This window comes from Acidovorax sp. GW101-3H11 (assembly GCF_001633105.1).
Lineage (GTDB): Bacteria > Pseudomonadota > Gammaproteobacteria > Burkholderiales > Burkholderiaceae_C > Acidovorax.
On the sequence record NZ_LUKZ01000009.1, the window covers coordinates 729,357 to 748,271 of the forward strand.

18 protein-coding genes, 1 tRNA gene and 1 pseudogene are annotated in these 18,915 nt (G+C 61.9%); 16 read left to right on the plus strand and 4 right to left on the minus strand.

All coding sequences use genetic code 11. The features are described 5' to 3' along the window. Positions 1 to 48: 48 nt before the first annotated feature. From lpdA to A1D30_RS09320, 3 genes are all read right to left on the minus strand, one after another. Positions 49 to 1,476, minus strand: a complete 1,428-nt coding sequence (gene lpdA, locus A1D30_RS09310) for a dihydrolipoyl dehydrogenase (protein WP_063460448.1) — start codon at positions 1,474 to 1,476, stop codon at positions 49 to 51. A 90-nt stretch (positions 1,477 to 1,566) separates the two neighbouring features. After that, positions 1,567 to 2,835 carry a 2-oxoglutarate dehydrogenase complex dihydrolipoyllysine-residue succinyltransferase gene (gene odhB, locus A1D30_RS09315; protein WP_063460449.1) on the minus strand — a complete coding sequence of 423 codons (1,269 nt, stop codon included), beginning with the start codon at positions 2,833 to 2,835 and terminating at the stop codon, positions 1,567 to 1,569. Between the two features lie 52 nt (positions 2,836 to 2,887). After that, positions 2,888 to 5,767 (minus strand): 2-oxoglutarate dehydrogenase E1 component, encoded by a 2,880-nt coding sequence (locus A1D30_RS09320; RefSeq protein WP_063460450.1) that lies wholly within the window; start codon positions 5,765 to 5,767, stop codon positions 2,888 to 2,890. A gap of 243 nt (positions 5,768 to 6,010) precedes the next feature. Between A1D30_RS09320 and A1D30_RS09325 the strand changes: the two genes are divergently transcribed. The 3 genes and pseudogenes from A1D30_RS09325 to A1D30_RS26015 all read left to right on the plus strand — a co-directional run bounded on the left by A1D30_RS09325 (position 6,011) and on the right by A1D30_RS26015 (position 8,376). Further along, positions 6,011 to 7,075 (plus strand): AI-2E family transporter, encoded by a 1,065-nt coding sequence (locus tag A1D30_RS09325; RefSeq protein WP_063460451.1) that lies wholly within the window; start codon positions 6,011 to 6,013, stop codon positions 7,073 to 7,075. A 105-nt stretch (positions 7,076 to 7,180) separates the two neighbouring features. Then, a pseudogene (locus tag A1D30_RS24720) lies at positions 7,181 to 7,496 on the plus strand (transposase); the annotation flags it as partial. Between the two features lie 256 nt (positions 7,497 to 7,752). Continuing rightward, positions 7,753 to 8,376 (plus strand): hypothetical protein, encoded by a 624-nt coding sequence (locus A1D30_RS26015; RefSeq protein ID WP_199865976.1) that lies wholly within the window; start codon positions 7,753 to 7,755, stop codon positions 8,374 to 8,376. 1,194 nt (positions 8,377 to 9,570) lie between these two features. On the opposite strand, the gene A1D30_RS25835 is transcribed toward A1D30_RS26015, so the two are convergent. Next, positions 9,571 to 9,639, minus strand: a tRNA-Ser gene (locus A1D30_RS25835). A gap of 132 nt (positions 9,640 to 9,771) precedes the next feature. Between A1D30_RS25835 and A1D30_RS09345 the strand changes: the two genes are divergently transcribed. From A1D30_RS09345 to A1D30_RS09400, 13 genes are all read left to right on the plus strand, one after another. Continuing rightward, on the plus strand, positions 9,772 to 11,106 hold the full coding sequence (locus A1D30_RS09345; RefSeq protein ID WP_063460455.1) for an integrase family protein: 1,335 nt from the start codon (positions 9,772 to 9,774) through the stop codon (positions 11,104 to 11,106). Between the two features lie 52 nt (positions 11,107 to 11,158). After that, a complete protein-coding gene (locus A1D30_RS09350) occupies positions 11,159 to 11,338 on the plus strand; it encodes a type II toxin-antitoxin system HicA family toxin (RefSeq protein ID WP_063460456.1) in 180 nt (59 codons plus the stop codon). 12 nt (positions 11,339 to 11,350) lie between these two features. Beyond that, entirely contained in the window at positions 11,351 to 11,761 is a 411-nt protein-coding gene (locus A1D30_RS09355) for a type II toxin-antitoxin system HicB family antitoxin (protein ID WP_063460457.1), read from the plus strand. A gap of 106 nt (positions 11,762 to 11,867) precedes the next feature. After that, the gene (locus A1D30_RS25480; protein ID WP_131798440.1) at positions 11,868 to 12,629 is read left to right on the plus strand and encodes a hypothetical protein; all 762 of its coding nucleotides are present in this window, start codon (positions 11,868 to 11,870) and stop codon (positions 12,627 to 12,629) included. 186 nt (positions 12,630 to 12,815) lie between these two features. After that, on the plus strand, positions 12,816 to 13,070 hold the full coding sequence (locus A1D30_RS09365; RefSeq protein WP_063460459.1) for a hypothetical protein: 255 nt from the start codon (positions 12,816 to 12,818) through the stop codon (positions 13,068 to 13,070). Next, the gene (locus tag A1D30_RS09370; protein ID WP_063460460.1) at positions 13,067 to 13,246 is read left to right on the plus strand and encodes a hypothetical protein; all 180 of its coding nucleotides are present in this window, start codon (positions 13,067 to 13,069) and stop codon (positions 13,244 to 13,246) included. Before A1D30_RS09365 ends, A1D30_RS09370 begins: the two co-directional genes overlap by 4 nt. A 79-nt stretch (positions 13,247 to 13,325) precedes the next feature. Beyond that, positions 13,326 to 13,658 (plus strand): hypothetical protein, encoded by a 333-nt coding sequence (locus A1D30_RS24730; protein ID WP_082836379.1) that lies wholly within the window; start codon positions 13,326 to 13,328, stop codon positions 13,656 to 13,658. A 20-nt stretch (positions 13,659 to 13,678) separates the two neighbouring features. Continuing rightward, positions 13,679 to 13,963, plus strand: coding sequence for a hypothetical protein (locus tag A1D30_RS09375; protein WP_242421832.1), 285 nt, complete (start codon positions 13,679 to 13,681; stop codon positions 13,961 to 13,963). A gap of 1 nt (position 13,964) precedes the next feature. Further along, positions 13,965 to 15,194 carry a hypothetical protein gene (locus A1D30_RS09380; RefSeq protein ID WP_063460462.1) on the plus strand — a complete coding sequence of 410 codons (1,230 nt, stop codon included), beginning with the start codon at positions 13,965 to 13,967 and terminating at the stop codon, positions 15,192 to 15,194. A 7-nt stretch (positions 15,195 to 15,201) separates the two neighbouring features. Continuing rightward, a complete protein-coding gene (locus tag A1D30_RS09385) occupies positions 15,202 to 15,651 on the plus strand; it encodes a hypothetical protein (protein WP_063460463.1) in 450 nt (149 codons plus the stop codon). A gap of 1,931 nt (positions 15,652 to 17,582) precedes the next feature. Continuing rightward, positions 17,583 to 17,786 carry a hypothetical protein gene (locus A1D30_RS09390; protein ID WP_063460464.1) on the plus strand — a complete coding sequence of 68 codons (204 nt, stop codon included), beginning with the start codon at positions 17,583 to 17,585 and terminating at the stop codon, positions 17,784 to 17,786. Positions 17,787 to 17,788: 2 nt separating this feature from the next. Continuing rightward, positions 17,789 to 17,998, plus strand: a complete 210-nt coding sequence (locus tag A1D30_RS09395) for a hypothetical protein (RefSeq protein WP_063460465.1) — start codon at positions 17,789 to 17,791, stop codon at positions 17,996 to 17,998. A 3-nt stretch (positions 17,999 to 18,001) separates the two neighbouring features. Then, on the plus strand, positions 18,002 to 18,790 hold the full coding sequence (locus A1D30_RS09400) for a hypothetical protein (protein ID WP_063460466.1): 789 nt from the start codon (positions 18,002 to 18,004) through the stop codon (positions 18,788 to 18,790). Positions 18,791 to 18,915 lie beyond the last annotated feature (125 nt).

Sequence of the window (18,915 nt, forward strand, 5' to 3'; positions counted from 1 at the left end):
CTACCAGCGCATGACTAGCAGGCGCTGAAGCCCTTTTTTATTCAAATATCAGAAGTTGAGGGTGCGTTTGTCCACGGCCAGGGCCGCTTCCTTGGTGGCTTCGCTCAGCGAGGGGTGTGCGTGGCAGATGCGCGCGATGTCTTCGCTGCTGGCCTTGAATTCCATGGCCACCACGGCTTCGGAGATCAGCTCGCTGGCCTGCGGGCCCACGATGTGCACGCCCAGGATTTCATCGGTCTCGGCATCGGCCAGCATCTTGACCATGCCGGTGGTGTCGCCCAGTGCGCGTGCGCGGCCGTTCGCCAGGAACGGGAAGGTGCCGGCCTTGTACTTGACGCCGTCGGCCTTGAGCTGCTGCTCGGTACGGCCCACCCATGCGATCTCGGGGCTGGTATAGATGACCCAGGGCACGGTGTTGAAGTTGACATGGCCGTGCTGGCCGGCGATGCGCTCGGCCACGGCAACGCCTTCTTCCTCGGCCTTGTGCGCCAGCATCGGGCCGCGCACCACGTCGCCCACCGCCCACACGCCGGGCAGGTTGGTCTTGCAGTCACCATCCACCACGATGGCGCCGCGCTCGTCCAGCGCCAGGCCCACGGCTTCGACGTTCAGGCCGATGGTGTTGGGCACGCGACCGATGGAGACGATGAGCTTGTCCACGTCCAGCGACTGGGCTTCGCCCTTGGCGTTGGTGTAGGCGATGCTCACGCCCTTCTTGCCGGTCTTGATCTCGCCGACCTTCACGCCCAGCTCGATCTTCAGGCCCTGCTTGTCGAAGGCCTTCTTGGCTTCCTTGGCAATCTGTTCGTCCACTGCACCCAGGAAGGTTGGCAGGCCTTCGAGGATGGTGACTTCAGCGCCCAGGCGGCGCCACACCGAGCCCATTTCCAGGCCGATCACGCCCGAGCCGATCAGGCCCAGCTTCTTGGGCACGGCGCCGACGCGCAGCGCGCCGTCGTTGGACAGCACCAGTTCTTCGTCAAACGGCGTGCCGGGCAGCGCACGGGCGTTGGAGCCAGTGGCGATGATGATCTGCTTGCCGACGATGGACTCTTCGGCGGCGCCCGCCACCTTGATCTCGTAGCCACCTTCGGCAGCCTTCACGAACGAGCCGCGGCCGTGGAAGAAGCTGACCTTGTTCTTCTTGAACAGGTACAGGATGCCGTCGTTGTTCTGCTTCACGACGGTGTCCTTGCGGGCAATCATCTTGGCCACGTCCATCTTGACGCCGGTGGCTGTGATGCCGTGCTCGGCAAAGTGCTTGTTGGCGTGCTCGAAATGCTCGGACGACTGCAGCAGCGCCTTGGAGGGGATGCAACCCACGTTGGTGCAGGTGCCACCGGGTGCGGGGCCACCCTTGCCGTTCTTCCACTCGTCGATACAGGCGACGTTGAAGCCCAGCTGGGCTGCGCGGATGGCGGCGATGTAGCCACCGGGGCCACCGCCGATGACGATCACATCAAATTGTTTGCTCATGGGAAATCTCGTTCAGTCTGTTGGAGAAAGACCCACCGGCGGGCAGGACCAGAGGCCGGGCCACGCGGGTGGGTCGATGCAGTCAGGGGATCAGATGTCGAACAGCAGGCGCGATGGGTCTTCCAGCGCGTCCTTCATCGCCACCAGGCCCAGCACGGCTTCGCGGCCGTCGATGATGCGGTGGTCGTAGGACATCGCCAGGTAGTTCATCGGGCGCACCACGACCTGGCCGTTTTCGACCATGGCGCGGTCCTTGGTGGCGTGCACGCCCAGGATGGCCGATTGCGGCGGGTTGATGATGGGGGTGGACATCATCGAGCCGAAGGTGCCGCCGTTGGAGATGGAGAACGTGCCGCCGGTCATTTCTTCAATACCCAGCTTGCCTTCTGCAGCCTTCTTGCCAAATTCAGCGATCTTCTTCTCGATGTCGGCAAAGCTCATCTGGTCTGCATTGCGCAGGATGGGCACCACCAGGCCACGGGGCGAACCCACGGCGATACCGATGTCGAAGTAGCCGTGGTAGACGATGTCGTTGCCGTCCACCGACGCATTCAGCACGGGGTACTTCTTGAGGGCATGCACAGCAGCCTTCACGAAGAAGGACATGAAGCCCAGCTTGGCGCCGTGTTCCTTGGTGAAGCTGTCCTGGAACTTCTTGCGCAGGTCCATCACAGGCGCCATGTTCACTTCGTTGAACGTGGTCAGGATGGCGTTGGTCGATTGCGACTGCAGCAGACGCTCGGCCACGCGGGCGCGCAGGCGGCTCATGGGCACGCGCTGCTCGGGACGACCGCTCAGGTCTTCCTTGCCAGCGGGCGCTGCCACCTGGGGCAGTGCCTTGGAGGGCACGCCAGTGGGGATCACGCTGGGGGCTGCCACGGCGGCCTTGGCGCCACCGGCCACTGCGGCCAGCACGTCGCCCTTGGTCACGCGGCCATCCTTGCCCGAACCGGCCACGGCCGAGACAGACAGGTTGTTGTCGGCCAGCAGCTTGGCAGCAGCGGGCATGGCCACATCACCCTTGGAACCACCAGCGGCGGCAGGCGCTGCAGCAGGGGCAGCTGCGGCGGGGGCTGGCGCGGCAGCGGCAGGAGCTGCTGCGGCGGCGCCCGCCTTGCCTTCGGTGTCGATCTTGGCGATGAGCTGTTCGGCCACCACGGTGGCGCCGTCGCCCTGGATGATTTCGGACAGCACGCCTGCGGAGGGCGCGGGCACTTCGAGCACGACCTTGTCGGTTTCGATCTCGATCAGGATCTCGTCCACGGTCACGGCTTCACCGGCCTTCTTCTTCCAGGTGAGCATGGTGGCTTCTGCCACGGATTCGGACAGCTGGGGGACTTTGACTTCTACGATAGCCATTTTGAATTCTTTCGGTAGGGGTTCTGTTCTGTGTTCGTTCGGGTAGCTGGCCTTACTTGGTCAGGACAAAACCCTTGAGCTTGGCAAATGCTGCATCCACCAGCGCCTTTTGCTGCTCCTGGTGCAGGTGGGCGTAACCCACAGCGGGCGAAGCGGACGCGGCGCGACCTGCATAGCCCAGTTTCTGGCCGTCGAGCATGTTCTCGTGGATGTTGTGCTGGATGAAGAACCAGGCACCCTGGTTCTGCGGCTCGTCCTGGCACCACACCACGTCCGTCGCGTTGGGGTACTTCTTGAGTTCAGCCGCAAACGCCTTGTGGGGGAACGGGTAGAGCTGCTCCACACGGACGATGGCCACGTCTTCGTCTTCGCGCTCGGTGCGCTTCTTCACGAGGTCGTAGTACACCTTGCCCGAGCACGCGATCACGCGCTTGACCTTGGCGGCCTTCTTCACGATGGCTTCGTTCTGCTCGGGGATCACCGTCTGGAAGCTGCCCTTGGTGAACTCGGACAGCGGCGAGGTCGCATCCTTGTTACGCAGCAGCGACTTGGGCGTCATGATGATCAGCGGCTTGCGCAGGTCACGCACCATCTGGCGGCGCAGCACATGGAAGATCTGGCTGGCCGTGGTGGGCTGCACGATCTGCATGTTGGCGTCGGCAGCCAGCTGCATGAAGCGCTCCAGGCGGGCCGAGCTGTGCTCGGGGCCCTGGCCTTCATAACCGTGCGGCAGCATCAGCGTGATGCCGTTCACACGGCCCCACTTCACTTCGCCGGAGGCGATGAACTGGTCGATCACCACCTGGGCGCCGTTGGCGAAGTCGCCGAACTGGGCTTCCCAGATCACCAGGGTGTTGGGGTCGTTCGACGCATAGCCGTATTCAAAGCCCAGCACTGCCTCTTCGGACAGGATGGAGTCGATAACGACAAACGGGGCCTGGTTGTCGGCCACGTTCTGCAGCGGCACATAGGTGCCGGCATCCCACTTCTCGCGGGCCTGGTCGTGCACCACGGCGTGGCGGTGGGTGAAGGTACCGCGTCCGCAGTCTTCGCCCGACAGGCGCACCGGGTAGCCGCTGGCCACCAGCGAGGCAAAGGCCATGTGCTCACCCATGCCCCAGTCCACGTTGACTTCACCACGGCCCATGGCAGCGCGGTCGTCGTAAACCTTCTTCACCAGCTGGTGCGGTGTGACGCTGGCAGGAATGGTGGTGAGCTTTTCGGACAGGCGCTTCCATTCGGTCAGCGGAATCGCGGTATCGCCCGCGTCGGTCCACTTCTTGCCCAGGAAGGGCGACCAGTCCACCGCGTACTTGCTCTTGAAGTTGGTCAGTACCGGGTCTACCGTGTGCTTGCCCGCATCCATCGCAGCGCGGTAGGCCTTGGCCATGTCCTCACCCAGCGTGGCGCCCAGACCCTGGGTGGCCAGTTTGTCGGCGTACAGCTTGCGGGTACCGGGGTGGGACGCAATCTTCTTGTACATCAGCGGCTGAGTGAGCGAAGGCGTGTCTTGCTCGTTGTGGCCCAGCTTGCGGAAGCAGGTGATGTCCACCACCACGTCCTGGCGGAACTCCATGCGGTATTCCAGCGCCAGTTGCGTGGCCAGCACCACGGCTTCGGGATCATCACCGTTGACGTGCAGCACCGGCGATTCGACCATCTTCACGATGTCGGTACAGAACGCGCTGGAGCGCATGTCGCGCGGGTCCGAGGTGGTGAAACCGATCTGGTTGTTGATGATGATGTGCACCGTGCCGCCCGTGGTGTAGCCACGGGTCTGCGCCAGCGCCAGGGTTTCCTGGTTGACGCCCTGGCCGCCAAAGGCGGCGTCACCGTGTACCAGCACGGGCAGCACCTGGCTGCCCCGGGGATCATCACGGCGGTCCATGCGGGCGCGCACCGAGCCTTCCACCACGGGGTTGACGATTTCCAGATGGGAGGGGTTGAACGCCAGCGACAGGTGGACCGGGCCGCCGGGGGTGGACACATCCGAGGAGAAGCCCTGGTGGTACTTCACGTCGCCCGCTGGCAGGTCTTCCGGAGCGGTGTGGTCAAACTCGGCAAACAAGTCGGCGGGCATCTTGCCCAGCGTATTGACCAGCACATTCAGGCGGCCACGGTGGGCCATGCCAATGACGATTTCCTGGATGCCCTTGGAGCCCGCCTGCTGGATCAGCTCGTCCATGGCAGCAATGAAGCTCTCGCCCCCTTCGAGGGAGAAACGCTTCTGGCCGACGTACTTGGTGTGCAGAAAACGCTCCAGGCCTTCAGCAGCCGTCAGGCGGTCGAGAATCTGCTTTTTCTTTTCCGCGCCGAAACTGGGCTTGCTGCGGATGGTTTCGAGTTTTTCCTGCCACCAGCGCTTCTGGTTCTGGTCGGTGGCGTACATGTACTCGGCGCCGATGGAGCCGCAGTACGTTTCGCGCAAGGCATTGATCAGCTCGCGCAGCGGCATGGATTCCTTGCCGAAGAACGTGTTGCTGGTGTTGAACACGACTTCCTGGTCGGAGTCGCTGAAGCCGTAGAAAGAGGGTTCGAGTTCGGGAATCGCAGGGCGCTCGGTGCGCTTGAGCGGGTCCAGATCGGCCCAGCGCGCGCCCACATTGCGGTATGCGGCGATCAGCTGTTGAACCGCGGTGCGCTTGCGGCCCAGTTCGGAGTCCGCGCCGGTGGCGACGACAACCTTGGTACCGCCCTGCTTTGCACGCTCGGCAAAGGCATTGATCACCGGCAGGTGGGGAACGTCCTTGGCATTGCTGCCATCCACTGCGGGCACATTTTGCAGTGCATCAAAGTACTCGCGCCAGTTGTCTGGCACGCTACCTGGGTTGGCAAGGTAGTTTTCGTACATCTCTTCGACATAGGGCGCATTGCCGCCGAAGAGGTAAGTGTTGCCTTGGTAGGCTTGATAGACGGATGTCGTATCGCTCATATTCCGCTGACCTCCGCTTTCCTTGGGAAAGCATTAGCTGGTTGAGAAACCTTCCGCGACACGGCTGAACCGATTGGCGGATGCGACTGTGGCTGGGGAAGGGCCTTGGTACGGGCGGTATTGTGCCACCGAACGGGCGATCGCCCAAAGGAAGGGGCATGCGCGCACCCACAACAGGCCGCCGACAAATTGACGTCAGCGGGCCTCGCGTACATTCCGGGTATCTCATTGCCTCCAAGCGACATGACACCCAATCACCTCCAAGACAAAGCCTTCCTGCTGCTGCTGATCGCCGTGACCATCGCCTTCGGAGCCATCCTCTGGCAGTTTCACGGCGCTGTTTTTTGGGGCGTGATTCTGGCCATCCTGTTTGCCCCGCTGCATCGCAAGCTACTCAAGCGCATGCCTAAGCGCCCCACCCTGGCAGCCCTGTGCACGCTGGGGCTTTGCCTGGTCATCGTCATCCTGCCCATGACCGCCATCACCGTGTCGCTGGTTCAGGAGGCCAGCGTCATTTACGAACGGGTGCGCTCAGGCCAGCTCAATTTCGGGCTCTATCTGCAGCAGGTGATCGCAGCCCTGCCTGCGTGGGCCGCCAATCTTCTGGAGCGACTGAATCTCACCAGCATCGGTGAGTTGCAGCAAAAACTCTCCTCCGTTGCCGTACAAGCCAGCCAGTTCGTCGCAACACAAGCGCTGAGCATTGGTCAGAACACGCTGGAGTTCCTCGTCGGCTTCGGCATCATGCTGTACCTCCTGTTTTTCCTGCTGCGCGATGGCGCCAGCCTGGCCCGCCGGATTGGCCATGCGACCCCACTGGACGATGCCCATAAACGGCAGCTGGTCAGCAAGTTCACCACCGTCATCCGAGCCACCGTCAAAGGCAACATCGTGGTGGCGGCCTCTCAGGGGGCCCTGGGCGGCCTGATCTTCTGGGTGCTGGGCATCCAGGGCCCGGTTCTGTGGGGGGTACTGATGGCCTTCCTGTCACTGCTGCCTGCTGTGGGCGCAGGCCTGATCTGGGTACCGGTGGCCATCTACTTCCTCGCCACCGGAGCCGTGTGGCAGGGTGCGGTGCTCACCGCATTCGGGATCGGCGTGATTGGCCTCGTGGACAACGTCCTGCGCCCCATCCTGGTCGGCAAGGACACCAAGATGCCGGATTACATCGTACTCATCTCCACACTGGGAGGCATGGGACTTTTCGGCCTGACAGGCTTTGTGATCGGCCCCGTCATCGCTGCGCTGTTCATGGCCAGCTGGGACCTTTTTGCCCCGAACCAAACAGACTCCACGGCCAGTCCGTGACGCGCAACACGCCCCCTCCTGCAGGGGCGCCTGCAAAACACACGCCGGAAAAGACAAAGGCCTCCGCGAGAGAGGCCTTTGGAAATGCACACCAGACGCTGCGTAACGCATCGGGTGCGCGTTGTCGATGTGTTTGCCCACGAACTGGATCTTCGGTCGCTCGGTTCGGTGAGATCAATCCGGCGGCCACTGGACGGCCTGCGTACCACCCGGCAGTACCGCTCAAACTCTACATTTACGACCACCTCAACCGTATCCAATCGAGCCGCCGCCTGGAGCGCAAAGCCCAGCGCAATGTCGAGCTGATGTGGCTGACCGGGCTCCTTGACAGGACTTCAAGACCATTGCGGACTTCCGCCGGAGCAACGGCACTCGCATCTGCAACGTCTGCAAGCGCTTCATTGCCATGTGCCGACAGTTGGCCGGCCAAGCTGCCGCCCAGTTGATCCACCTTGAAGACCCCGCCACCGTATCGGTCGCGAACACTGACAACGTTTGCCACCGCGTGCAAGCGCCGGAGCCTGCCCCCCCCCACGCTCCGCCGCAGGCTATAGTCCATCACGCATTCGTTCAGGCGCCTGCGCTTGTCGTCGCCAGGGCCCGCCCCCCAAAAAAAGCGGCACCCGGATTCACAAAAACGGCACCCAGCCCGATAACCAAATCATTGGACTGCCAAGATGACGAATGTTCTCAGCGAAAAGAAGCGACTTTCACTGGCAGCGCTTTACCACCGGATGCCCATCGAGGAGCTGGAGGACCGAATCGCCAACGGCATGCTTGCGGCTCCGACCATGGCCATTGCGCAAGAGGTTTTGAACAGCAGGCTCGAACATGTAGACCCAGCTCCCGAGCCAACCAGCTCATCCAACCGTGGCGGGGATCAAGGCTCCGTTGTAGGAACTGCCATGTTGAAGATATTGGCGGCGGGATTGAGCTGGCTGGTGCTGCCTGAACATATGGCTGCGCTGGTGACGATGGTGGCAGTTTGCTGGGTGGTGGCAGGGCTGGGCAAGGCGCTCCCCCGTCTCGGGCTGACCATTGGCATTGTGTTTGCCATAGTGCCTGTGGGTCTCTTGCTCTGGGCATGGCAGACCGGAGCCCTGGTAATGCGGGGCGGAGACTACAAGCCCCTCGGCGCCATGCTGACGTGGCTTGTATTGGTCGTAGCGTTCGGATTATTCTGGTCACTTGCTAGCTTGCTTATCTTCGGCTCTCGCCACAAAGGTTCGTGGAGGCACTTGCATGGCGAACTCGACAACGTGAGCGATGAACAGGCAGACACCGTAAGGGGGCGACGCTGATGGATTGCGTTTCTGCGTAGCTCCGCCACAGAAAACAGCCCGCCCGCTTCGCGCACGGCGGGCTTTTTCATGTGCAGGCGGCGCATGCATTCGCCGCCGGTGGCCTTGCGCGTGGGAAGGGGTGAAGATCAGTACATCCCATTTCCCCGTCCCAGCCGGAGTGCGCATGGCCACCCTTGGCAACCTCCACGGCGTGCGCGTCACTGAAGTCAATGACGGCCCGGAGGCCACAGCCTCGGACACTGATGCGGCTGTCTTTTCACCTCAACACCCCGGTGCTTGTCACCAAGATTGATACGGCCATCGGTAAAGCGGGAGAGCCGGGCACGCTGGCCGCCTCGCTCAACGCCATCAAGGAACAAGCCCGCCCCAAGCCGGTCATCGTGCGGGTGGAAAATAGCGTGAGCGCCGACGATGAAGAGAAGGCGGCCGACCAAGCCGTGAAGGTCATCGGCCCCCCACAGGCAAAAAAAAGACCGGACTGCAAGCGCTGCAGTCGGCGCAGGCTGAGCCGGGGGCGTGAGGCCGCGCATCCTGGGCACCCCGGTCCTGGACCGCCAAGCCGTGACAGATGCCATGGTTGCCGTGGCCCGGAAGCTGCGCGCCATGGTCTACGCTGCCGCGCAGGGCGACACCATCGGTGAAGCCCAGGCCTCCCGCAACTACTTCGGAGCCAGCGAGCTGATGCTGCTGCGGCCCAACTGGAAGGCCCTCAAAACCGGCGCGGGCGTTCTGGAATCGCCCGCCGCAGCCCGTGTGCTAGGGTTGCGCACCGCTTCGACACCGAGCAGGGTTGGACCAGGCCGAGCGCGACGTGCGCGAGCTGAGCGGCAGGATTCCCACCGAAATCACCAACATGATGACGGCGGCCGCACGCATGGAGATGCCTACCGACAAGCTCAGGGAATTCACCTTGATAGCATCGGAGCTGGCCACAGCGCTCGACGCGGTGCCCGATGAAAGCCAAACAAACACGCGAATTTGTAGATGTGTCGGTTGGGATAGGGAGCGATGGAGTCACAGAGCAAACTGAGCTTCAAAGAATCGAAGAAGCCCACGCTATCGCAGCAAGTTGACTTACTTTGCGGAACACCGATCATGTTTGCGGAACAAGCGCAATCAACGGAAGCGGCGAATACATCAACTGTGATAGCAAACAAAAAGGCCCTGTATTGCTACAGGGCCTTGAATGTGTGGTAGGACGTACAAGATTCGAACTTGTGACCAACGGATTAAAAGTCCACGAAAGATACCATTTGCCCTTGTTGAGCGCTGTAGATACAATCAATACAAATCAACAACTTGCGAGAGATTAAATGCTCACCACTGTTGATTTACACATGGGCATATTTCCCAAATTTGCCTACAGATTGCCTACAGATTTCAGGTGACTCCATGAGTGGACAGAAAAGCCGGGTGCGTTTGACCGCTGGCCGGGTGGCTGACTTCGCTTGCCAGCCTGGAAAGTCCCAGGCATTCCTATGGGACACCGATACCCCCGCCCTGGCGCTGCGCGTGACACCCACGGGCCGCAAGACCTTCGTGTTTGAATCGCGCCTGCACGGGAACACCATCCGTTTGAACATCGGCACCGCAGCCGATTGGCCGATTGAAAAGGCACGGGGCGAGGCGCAGCGCCTGAAAGTGCTGGTTGACAGTGGAATCGACCCCCGCGAAGTGGAGCGCCAGCAACAAGCCGCCCAGGCTGCACAGAAAGCCATTGCTGCTGTGAAGGCCGTCACCGTGGCCGAGGCGTGGGCCGTGTACCTTGCCGACCGCCGCCCGCACTGGGGCGAGCGCCACTATCAAGACCACGAAAAGCTAGCCCGTGCAGGCGGCACGACTGCCAACCGGGGCACCCGTGGCCGTGGCGTGACCATTGCCGGGCCGCTGCATCCCTTGATGGCGATGCGCCTGCAAGACCTGACCGCCCCGGTTATCGAGGCATGGGCATCAGAGCAGGCCAAGACCCGGCCTACCCCTGCCCGCTTGTCCTGGCGTCTGATACGCGCTTTTCTGGCGTGGTGTGCCGAGCATCCTGAGTTTTCCGCAGTGGTGCCATCACAAAACCCAGCCAAGACCCGCCGCGCCCGCGATGCTCTTGGTAAGGCGGGGGTGAAGCAGGATGCGCTTTTGCGTGAGCAGCTTCCCGCTTGGTTCACCGCCGTGCGCAACATCGGCAACCCCGCCATATCGGTCTACCTGCAAACCCTGCTGCTGACCGGTGCAAGGCCCGGTGAGGTGTTGGCGATGCGCTGGAACGACTTGAACACGCAATGGCGAGGACTGACCATCCGCGACAAGGTGGAGGGAGAGCGCGTCATTCCACTGACGCCCTATGTGCATCACCTGCTGACCACCCTACCCCGTCGCAGTGAATGGGTGTTTGCTGGCGCTGTACGCGAGCCGGGCAAGGTTGCCCGGCCGATTGCCAAGCCCCACCACGCCCACGCCACAGCCTGCAAAGTGGCTGGCATCGAAGGACTGACATTCCACGGCCTGCGCCGCAGTTTCAAAAGCCTGACCGAGTGGCTTGAAATCCCTGCTGGCGTGGTGGCGCAGATTCAAGGCCACAAGCCGAGCGCAACCGCTGAAAAGCATTACACCGTGCGCCCGCTTGACCTGCTGCGCCTTCACCATGAGCGCATCGAGGCGTGGATTCTGGAGCAGGCCGGTGTGCAGTTTGATGCCAAGGCCGTGCCCGGTGCGCTGCGCGTGGTGGCTGGGTAATCAACGCGCCTATGTTTGCATCAATCACCATCAATGTGTACCATACACACAAATGACCAGCGCCGACCTGATACGAGACATGCAGCGTGCCGGGTGGCAACTTGACCGGGTGAACGGCTCGCACCACATCTTCAAGCACCCGAGCCGCCAAGGCATCGTAGTGGTGCCGCACCCCAAGAAAGACTTGGGGCAAGGGCTGGTCAAAGCCATCCGGCGGCAGGCCGGTATTTGAGAGGTGACACCCATGCGCTACCCCATTGCCATCGAACCCGGAAATGACGCCACCGCGTGGGGCGTTGTCGTGCCTGACCTGCCCGGCTGCTTTTCAGCGGGCGACACGCTGGAAGAAGCCATGATTAAGGCCGAGGACGCTATCACCGGATGGATTGAGGCAGCTATTGATGACGGACAGGACATTCCTGCACCGTCGCACATCGAGGCCCTTCGCGCTGCCCATCCTGAGTTTGAGGGCTGGCTGTGGGCCCTGGTGAAGGTTGACCCGGCCATGCTGGACGACACGCTTGAGCGGGTGAATATCAGTCTGCCCCGCCGCGTCCTGCACCGCTTGGACGCCCGCGCCCGCAGTGCTGGTGAAACCCGCTCAGGATTCATTGCGCGCATGGCTGTGGAGGGGCACGAGGCCGCACACGCCTGACAGTTTCGCCCCAGCTAGGCAGGGCCGCAATCCTGCCGAAAAGCCGGTTCCTCCCGCTGGCCTGCTGGGGCTCCTATCAGTGGAGCAGCATCCGGGAGGAATGCGCATGGATTTCACTGCCTGGAACTGGGCGTCCAGCTTTCGATTGCATGAGGCGGCGTGTTTGATTGCCGGCGTTATGCCAATTTCAAAACGGCACCCAATAAGTGAGGAATTGCCGCCTCAAGCGAGGCCTATTCTCATAAAACTTGCCGGGGCTTACTACGAGTGGTTTTTCCAGAAAAAGAACCCCGAACGCCCCAAGAGTATTGTTTTGGAGGGTATCTTGAATGAAGATGGCTCTCTGCCGCCATTCCCCGCCCTCGCAGACGTAGCAGGCGAAGTCGTCAGCCGCGGTGACCTCCACAGATTCCTCACCTTGATGGCCGAATGTGGACTCAAGTCTTGCTATGACTTCGGTCCTGTTGGCAAGGCCGACCCACCACATGAGATAGGCCATCAGACCCAGGCCGCAGCGACCGCGCCAGAGGTGGCCGAGAGCGCCAGCAGCGAGCCGAGCAATGGCCTTGCAACAGCACAGATTGCAGTGATTTTCGATGGATTGCCATACACCGCTGAAAACTGGCCGAGGCGACTGAGTGGCACAAAGTGGCTACAGCCTGCTCGGGTGGCATTAGGCGCTGCTGGTGGAGCAACAAGTCTTTGGTGCCCGGCAACACTGGCGCGACTGATACACGACAGGGGAAGCGGCCCAGCGAGGCAAAGTACGCTTGAAACGTTGAACAAGCGATTCAAAAGCAACCCGGTATTAGAGCCCTGGCGTGCTGCTTGGAATGAGCATTACGAGATGTTCAACGATGCCAAGTGAAGCCGTTGAATTTCCGGGAATTAATTCCGCGTTTTGCCACCGCAATCCACATAACCGCTTGATTTCAAAAGGCATTCAAATTCCGGGGTGACAGCGCGCAAACCCCGGAAATTTGCAATTCGCTCATTCCTAGCCCGGACGCCATGCACAACGCAAGGCCCGCGATGCTGGAATGGAAAGCGAACCATGCAAGCAATCCAACACAGCGCCGACACCCGCCGCGCTGCCACTGAGCCCCAACAGTTCCCTCCGCTGGAACTGGTCAACCGCCCCACGGTGCCGACCGAACAGGCTGCGTACTACCTGAACCGCCGCCCGCAGACTTTGCGCGGCTGGGCTTGCGCCGAAACTTTTGATGCTGGTCTGCGCCCCGTGCGCATCAATGGCCGTCTTGCCTGGCCGGTGGCTGGCATACGCGCTGCGCTGGGGGTGGCAGTATGAGCACCGCCACCATCTACGCCCACCCGGACGGGCACGAAATCACGGTTGGCTATGGCCTGCTGACCGCCTGCACCAGCGATGGCACCGCCGTTTCCCTGCCCATCGGGCCTGACGGCCTGCGCGATGTGGCTGCAAAGCTGCTGGCGCTGGCCGCTGAAGTGGAGGTGCAATCATGACCGCCGCCGTCAATCACCTGCTGCTGGCACTGTGGTGCGCCGCCCCGTCCCGCTGGTTTCGCAAGGTGGAGGGCTGCAAATGAAAACGCCCGAGCCTTCCAAAGAAAACCCGAGCGCCCCGAACAGCGCGAAGTTTACCGGCACAGACAACCCACGTCACTTGCGTGCAATCACCGCTTTGTTGCGCCGTCCCCTGCCACGCGAAAACTTAGACACCGTAGCGGGTTGCAGCAATGGCCCGGAACTGGTGGCAGAGCTTCGCCGCCGTGGGCTTGAGGTGCCATGCAAGCGAATCAACTTTGTTGACCGTGATGGATTCATTTGCCGTCCTGGCGTGTACTTCCTGACCCTAGCCGACCGCCGCAAGCTCCACCAATGGCAGGCCCGGCGCATGAATGGGGGTGAAGCATGAGTGCACCAATGCACCCGACCATGCAGCAACTGGCCGACAGTACAGGCGTGTCGCGCCGCCTGTTGTTCCAAGCTGCCGCCGTTCACCGTTATGGCTGTGCCGAGCTGGTCAAGGCTGCTCATGACGGAGTGCTCGCAATGAAGCATTGCGAGACATTGGCAAAGGCACTGCCGCACGATGCACAGCGCGAGTTACTGGCCGAGCTGCCGACCATGACACCGCGCCACCGTCACGACCTGTTGGCAATCATCAAGGGCGACTTGACGTATCGCACCCGCACGGCACGCGAAAAGGTGGGGCCCTGACATGGCCGGTGATGTTGCCTACTTTGCGGCAAAGACCATCGGCATGAGCAAGGTCAACGGGCGCAAGCCCTGCGACCTGCTGACCGCCGCCCGCCACAACCTGCGCGAGATTCAGGCCGAGATGGGCAGTGTGGGCCGGATTGACCCAGGCCGCAGCGCCACCAATGCCATCTTGGCCGGGCCCACCGATGCCGCCCAGGTGCAGGCCCTGGCCGTGTCTTTGCTGGCTGCTGCTGGGCTCAATCCTGACACCATGCGCCGTGACCACGTTCAGGCACTGGAGTTTGTTTTCAGCCTGCCGCCATCGTCCGGGGTTGACCCTGCCGCCTACTTTGACCGCTGCCTTGCCTGGCTGACGGGGGCTCTACCGATGCCGCTGCTGTCTGCCGTGAGCCATGCCGACGAGCATGCGCCGCACCTTCACATTCTGCTGCTGCCGCTGGCTGATGGCGTGTATGCGGGAGGCAAACCCGTGGAGCGCCCCAAGCTGCTGCAACTGCGCGAGAGCTTTTTCAACGTGGTGGCCGGGCCTGCCGGATTGCAGCGCGAGTCGGCCAAGCTGCGCGGACAGGCCAAACGCTGGGCAGTTACCGCCGTCATGGCCCGCTGTGAGGCGATGGGGCTCCCTGCCGTCAATGGCCCGCTGTGGCCGGTGCTGGTGGCTGCCATCGAGCGCGACCCGACCGCCGCCGTGCGTGCGCTTGGGATTGAACTGAGCGCCCAAAAAGACCGCCAAACCCAGGCCGAGCCAAACCCTATAGGGATTGAAGGAACCACGATGAGCAGCAAAGCAAACCCTATAGGGATTGAAAAACAGGGTGAAAAAATCCAATCCCTATCCTGTGTAGGGATTGACTCAAAAACCACCCTCAAAACCGCCCCCGCATCCCGCCCAGGCCGAGCACCAGCGATGCCAGAACCGGCCCACAAAGACAGTTCGGGCGCTGGTGCTGATGGCATCGGGAAGCGCAACGTCATCGAATCGCTGGACGAGCTTTGGCAGCGTGTCGGCATCCGTGCGATGGCTCTGCCGAAGATTGGCCGTGCTGGTGCTGTGCGGGTCGGCAAGACCGCCGCCGGACGCCACCACCGCTTGAGCGTGGCGCGGGCCGCCCAGGAGGCCGCAACCACCCGGCACGCCATCAAGCCCTTGCCCGTGCTGGCCGACCCAGACGACGACCGGCATGTTGACCGCAGCGAAGCCCAAGACCTGCACGCTTGGAACGACTGACACCACCATGACCACCAAACTGACCCACCACCACTTGTGCGCGGAGCAGGTCAATGACGACCACGGAACAGCCATCCTCCTGACCCAGCAAGACGGGATTGAAGAACCGCATTCGATTCTGGTTCACCCGTTCCAGCTTCGCGCAGTCTGCGAACGGTTCGGCATCATCGCCAGCGACACCCGTGCGGCAAAGACCATCGCCACATTGCAGCGCCGCATGGTGGGACTGCGCGACCGTATCGACAACTTGGCCGACTGGATGGCAAATCACAGCGACCACGCGCACGCCGACCTGAGTTATGAAACGACCCAGCTACGGGCGCTGCAAGACCTGGCGGGCGAGTGGTGCGCGGACTTCGAGGAAGGCTTACCCGAAGGCTTTGGCGAAGGCCCGCAACAACAGACCACGCCGCCCGAGTGCACCAGTGCACCTGCCGCCCAGGCTTCATTGCTTTGAGAGGCTGGACATGACCGATGCAGAACGACGCCGCATATGGCGCAGCTACGTGGACGCCTACTTTCGTGCGCAAGGGGCTTGGGAGGCCGCAGGAAGGCCCTTTCCGCGCCCGCCAATGCCTACCCAGCCGGAAGCCTTGCAGGGGCTCTAGTGCGTGGCTGCGACAGCACCTCAGAAAACCTCATATTGCCGAGCGTTTGGACCTGTCAAAACCCCACATTCCACCTTGTCAGCAAAAAGTTAGCACGCGCGGATGGTGTGGTCGTCAGTCACGACCGCACCAAAGTTGTCTGGTGCTGTGTGACGAAGGCGCAAAAAAAGCGCAACGATGGCAGCAGCCCTGAGTTTTCAGAACAATACGCGCGCGCGTGAGGCTGCTTGCTCAGGGACCAGTACGCACACGCGCGCGAGGCTGGTATCCATACAGGTATCCATGAATTCGATGGGCGTAACACCCCCCACCCCAAGATTTCCGCAAGGGTGCATCACCGTGTTGGTTACCAGGCCGGTTACCACTGAAAAGCGCAATGCTTGCGGGTGCTGCGTTACAGTGCCTGCGACGCTTAGTTTTCCTTAGCTTTTATGCCACTCGAACCTACCAGCGAAGGCCGTAGCCCTCAGCCAGCAGAGGCAGTGACTCACTGGAATTACGGCCCTGCGAGTCGCAAGTCTGACGTTCCGCCAAACGACACCCGGTACGACCCGGATTGGTACAAGCGAAACCCGCTAAGGCGTGGTCTGCTGGCGCGATTGCGGGAAGTGTTTCTGCGGAGACCTTGAGGTTTGGCGGGTACACTTTTCACGGCCTCACCGAGCATCCGGGAAATCAGCTTCCGGATTTGCCGCTTCTGCGGTTAAAGGATGAGGGGAATTCACAGCTTGTTCTGTGCGCTGCTGTCCCTCCGGTGAGTGCCCTTAATCTTTGTCGCGGATGGATTTGCCTGACCGGCAAAAGGCTTGATGAAAGGCTTTAGAGAAGGCTTTTCGCCCCCGCCTGGAAGCGACAAAAAGAAAGTGCGTAGCGCTGCGCGCAACGGAAAGTGGGCCGGTGCCGACAAGACTTCACGCACTGTCGAGACTTCTGGAACGGTGCAAGGAAACCCCTCTCGCCCCAACCAGCCGCAAGCAAATGGTAACGGCAAAAAACGTTGTAGGGTGTGCCCCTGGCGCGAGTGCGGACACCGCCAAGTATGTGAACCGGATGACACAACTCGCCGGTTCGGCACGGGCAGCAGTTTAGCCGGGGCGGGTGCAGGCCGTGCTACACGACAGCGCCAAATCCGGAGCGCAGCCAATCGGAAAGTTCACGGGGAGGGAGAACGTGGTCAGCGGCGAGCCAGAACGTGCCCGATGACCTTTTGACGGACACAATGGCACCGTGTGGTGTATCGGCGAACCCGATGCACAGGCCGTGATGTGAAGGGAGCGGATTCTTTGCCCACCGGATTTCTTCGGGCGCGGGGACAAATTTTTCAGGCTTTGCAGTAGCTTGGGCATCGACCCAAACATAGGCGCGAGCTGTACGAACGTAAGGCATATCTTCTCCTTGAGGCATAGAAAAGCGCAACACGTTTAGTGCTGTGCAATGGTTCATCTCAAGGAGGGTTGGCTTACGACATGGCGTGGATTCTACAGGCGCGAATTGCACTCAACGACCTGTGACCGTGCTACAGTTCCTCCAAGCCGAAAGGCCCGGTGCGTTCAAACACCACATCCGAAGCGGTAGCAGCCCCCACCGACAAGCGGGGTTTTGTCATGCCCAAATTCTGGGACTGGTGCGTCTGCACTGGCCCCGCATGGTTTCGGGCGGGATGGGCTTACCCGCAAGGATGGCCGCACGGCTTCGGACGTGTTTGAAACATCCCGTCCACCTGATGCGCGTTCAAACGCAAACGGTGGTTTTCCTTGCCACTCCCGAAGGAGCCAAGACCATGACCGCAATCACTGAGCGCAAACCCGCGCCCAGCACGTCCACCACGGACACCATCCCCACTGCCAACCTGACCGCCGTTTTGGCCGCCTTCAATGCGGCAAACCTTGCATCCAGCTACATCGAGCGCGGCAACTTCACCGCCGCCCGCCGCAAGCTGGTGCAGGCCCTGGCATCCATCGGCCAACTGCAAGCGGAGGGCTGACCATGAGCAGCACTCACCACCACGCCCACCCCCAGGGCGAAGCCGCTGCATTGCGCGAGGCCCTGCGCCTGGCACTGGCAGCGCTGGAAAAAGCCATTGATGACGGCTGCGCCATCGAGACGCACGACCGGATGACCATTGACGGCGACACCTGGACTTTCGGCGGTATCTGCGCCCTGGCCCATGACGCCCTGACCAGAAAAGGGGATTGAGCCATGGCGTACTTCATCCCCGCAGATACCCCACTCAACCCGACCGAGGCCAGAGCCCCCGCAGCACCCGCCGCTGGGCCATGGACGCCCGCCAACCACATCAAAGATGGGGTGACCAAGCCCATTCGCTTGCTGGCGCTGGGCACAGGGGAATACGGAAAGACCGCGCTGCTGGAGTTCCCTGGCGGCTGGCAGCGCACGATTGACCTGCCCACCGAGGCAGACGCTTGGCACCCGTTGTTCTCTGAGCTGCCCCAGGCAGACGTGCAGCGACTGCGCAAGCATGTGGCCCACCCCATCATCCGCCACCCAGACGGCACCCGCACGCGCCGAGGGGCTCTGTCCTTTGTCACCGAGGAAGTCGGCCCAGCAGGCGGATACAAAGCAGAGCGCTGCTTTGATGTTCCCCAAGAGGACTTCTACTCTGGGTGCGTCACGGGCTACCGCTGCGCCGCTGAACTGCTGGACGCCCTGGCGCGTGGCTACGGGCCGCACATCACCAAGCAACACGTCATCAAGGCGGCATTGCAGGCCAGCGATGAACCCTACAGCAAGCCATCCCGGCGCGGTGCAGGTTCCGCTTTCATGGAGATTGTCGGTGAGGCCCTGACTTTCATGGCCCGGCACTCCTTGCACGGGCAATACATGGCCGCAAAGATTGCCGAGGCCGAGCGCTTGCAGGCAACCATGGCGGAGCTGGACGCAAAAGAGAAGGCCGCTTTCGTGGAGCGCATGAAGGCCGCCAGACTCAGCAAAGCACAGCGTAGAGTCAGCACCACGGCGCAGCACTGAGCCATGGCAAACGGACGCAACAAGCTACGCCGGGGCGATGCGGGCCGGGATGCTGGCGGGTTCGTGGCGCTGCCGTGGGCGGTGCTGGACAGTCCCGCCTACGCCCAGCTATCCATGCACGCCCG

Coding starts and splice junctions, on each gene's coding strand:
- A1D30_RS24730 (WP_082836379.1), top strand. CDS start 13,326: ATGAAAACGCCCGAGCCTTCCAAAGAAAACCCGAGCGCCCCGAACAGC.
- A1D30_RS09345 (WP_063460455.1), top strand. CDS start 9,772: ATGAGTGGACAGAAAAGCCGGGTGCGTTTGACCGCTGGCCGGGTGGCT.
- lpdA (WP_063460448.1), bottom strand. CDS start 1,476: ATGAGCAAACAATTTGATGTGATCGTCATCGGCGGTGGCCCCGGTGGC.
- A1D30_RS09325 (WP_063460451.1), top strand. CDS start 6,011: ATGACACCCAATCACCTCCAAGACAAAGCCTTCCTGCTGCTGCTGATC.
- A1D30_RS09385 (WP_063460463.1), top strand. CDS start 15,202: ATGACCACCAAACTGACCCACCACCACTTGTGCGCGGAGCAGGTCAAT.
- A1D30_RS09380 (WP_063460462.1), top strand. CDS start 13,965: ATGGCCGGTGATGTTGCCTACTTTGCGGCAAAGACCATCGGCATGAGC.
- A1D30_RS25480 (WP_131798440.1), top strand. CDS start 11,868: ATGGATTTCACTGCCTGGAACTGGGCGTCCAGCTTTCGATTGCATGAG.
- A1D30_RS09390 (WP_063460464.1), top strand. CDS start 17,583: ATGACCGCAATCACTGAGCGCAAACCCGCGCCCAGCACGTCCACCACG.
- A1D30_RS09365 (WP_063460459.1), top strand. CDS start 12,816: ATGCAAGCAATCCAACACAGCGCCGACACCCGCCGCGCTGCCACTGAG.
- A1D30_RS26015 (WP_199865976.1), top strand. CDS start 7,753: ATGACGAATGTTCTCAGCGAAAAGAAGCGACTTTCACTGGCAGCGCTT.
- A1D30_RS09350 (WP_063460456.1), top strand. CDS start 11,159: ATGACCAGCGCCGACCTGATACGAGACATGCAGCGTGCCGGGTGGCAA.
- A1D30_RS09355 (WP_063460457.1), top strand. CDS start 11,351: ATGCGCTACCCCATTGCCATCGAACCCGGAAATGACGCCACCGCGTGG.
- A1D30_RS09375 (WP_242421832.1), top strand. CDS start 13,679: ATGCAGCAACTGGCCGACAGTACAGGCGTGTCGCGCCGCCTGTTGTTC.
- A1D30_RS09400 (WP_063460466.1), top strand. CDS start 18,002: ATGGCGTACTTCATCCCCGCAGATACCCCACTCAACCCGACCGAGGCC.
- A1D30_RS09370 (WP_063460460.1), top strand. CDS start 13,067: ATGAGCACCGCCACCATCTACGCCCACCCGGACGGGCACGAAATCACG.
- A1D30_RS09395 (WP_063460465.1), top strand. CDS start 17,789: ATGAGCAGCACTCACCACCACGCCCACCCCCAGGGCGAAGCCGCTGCA.
- A1D30_RS09320 (WP_063460450.1), bottom strand. CDS start 5,767: ATGAGCGATACGACATCCGTCTATCAAGCCTACCAAGGCAACACTTAC.
- odhB (WP_063460449.1), bottom strand. CDS start 2,835: ATGGCTATCGTAGAAGTCAAAGTCCCCCAGCTGTCCGAATCCGTGGCA.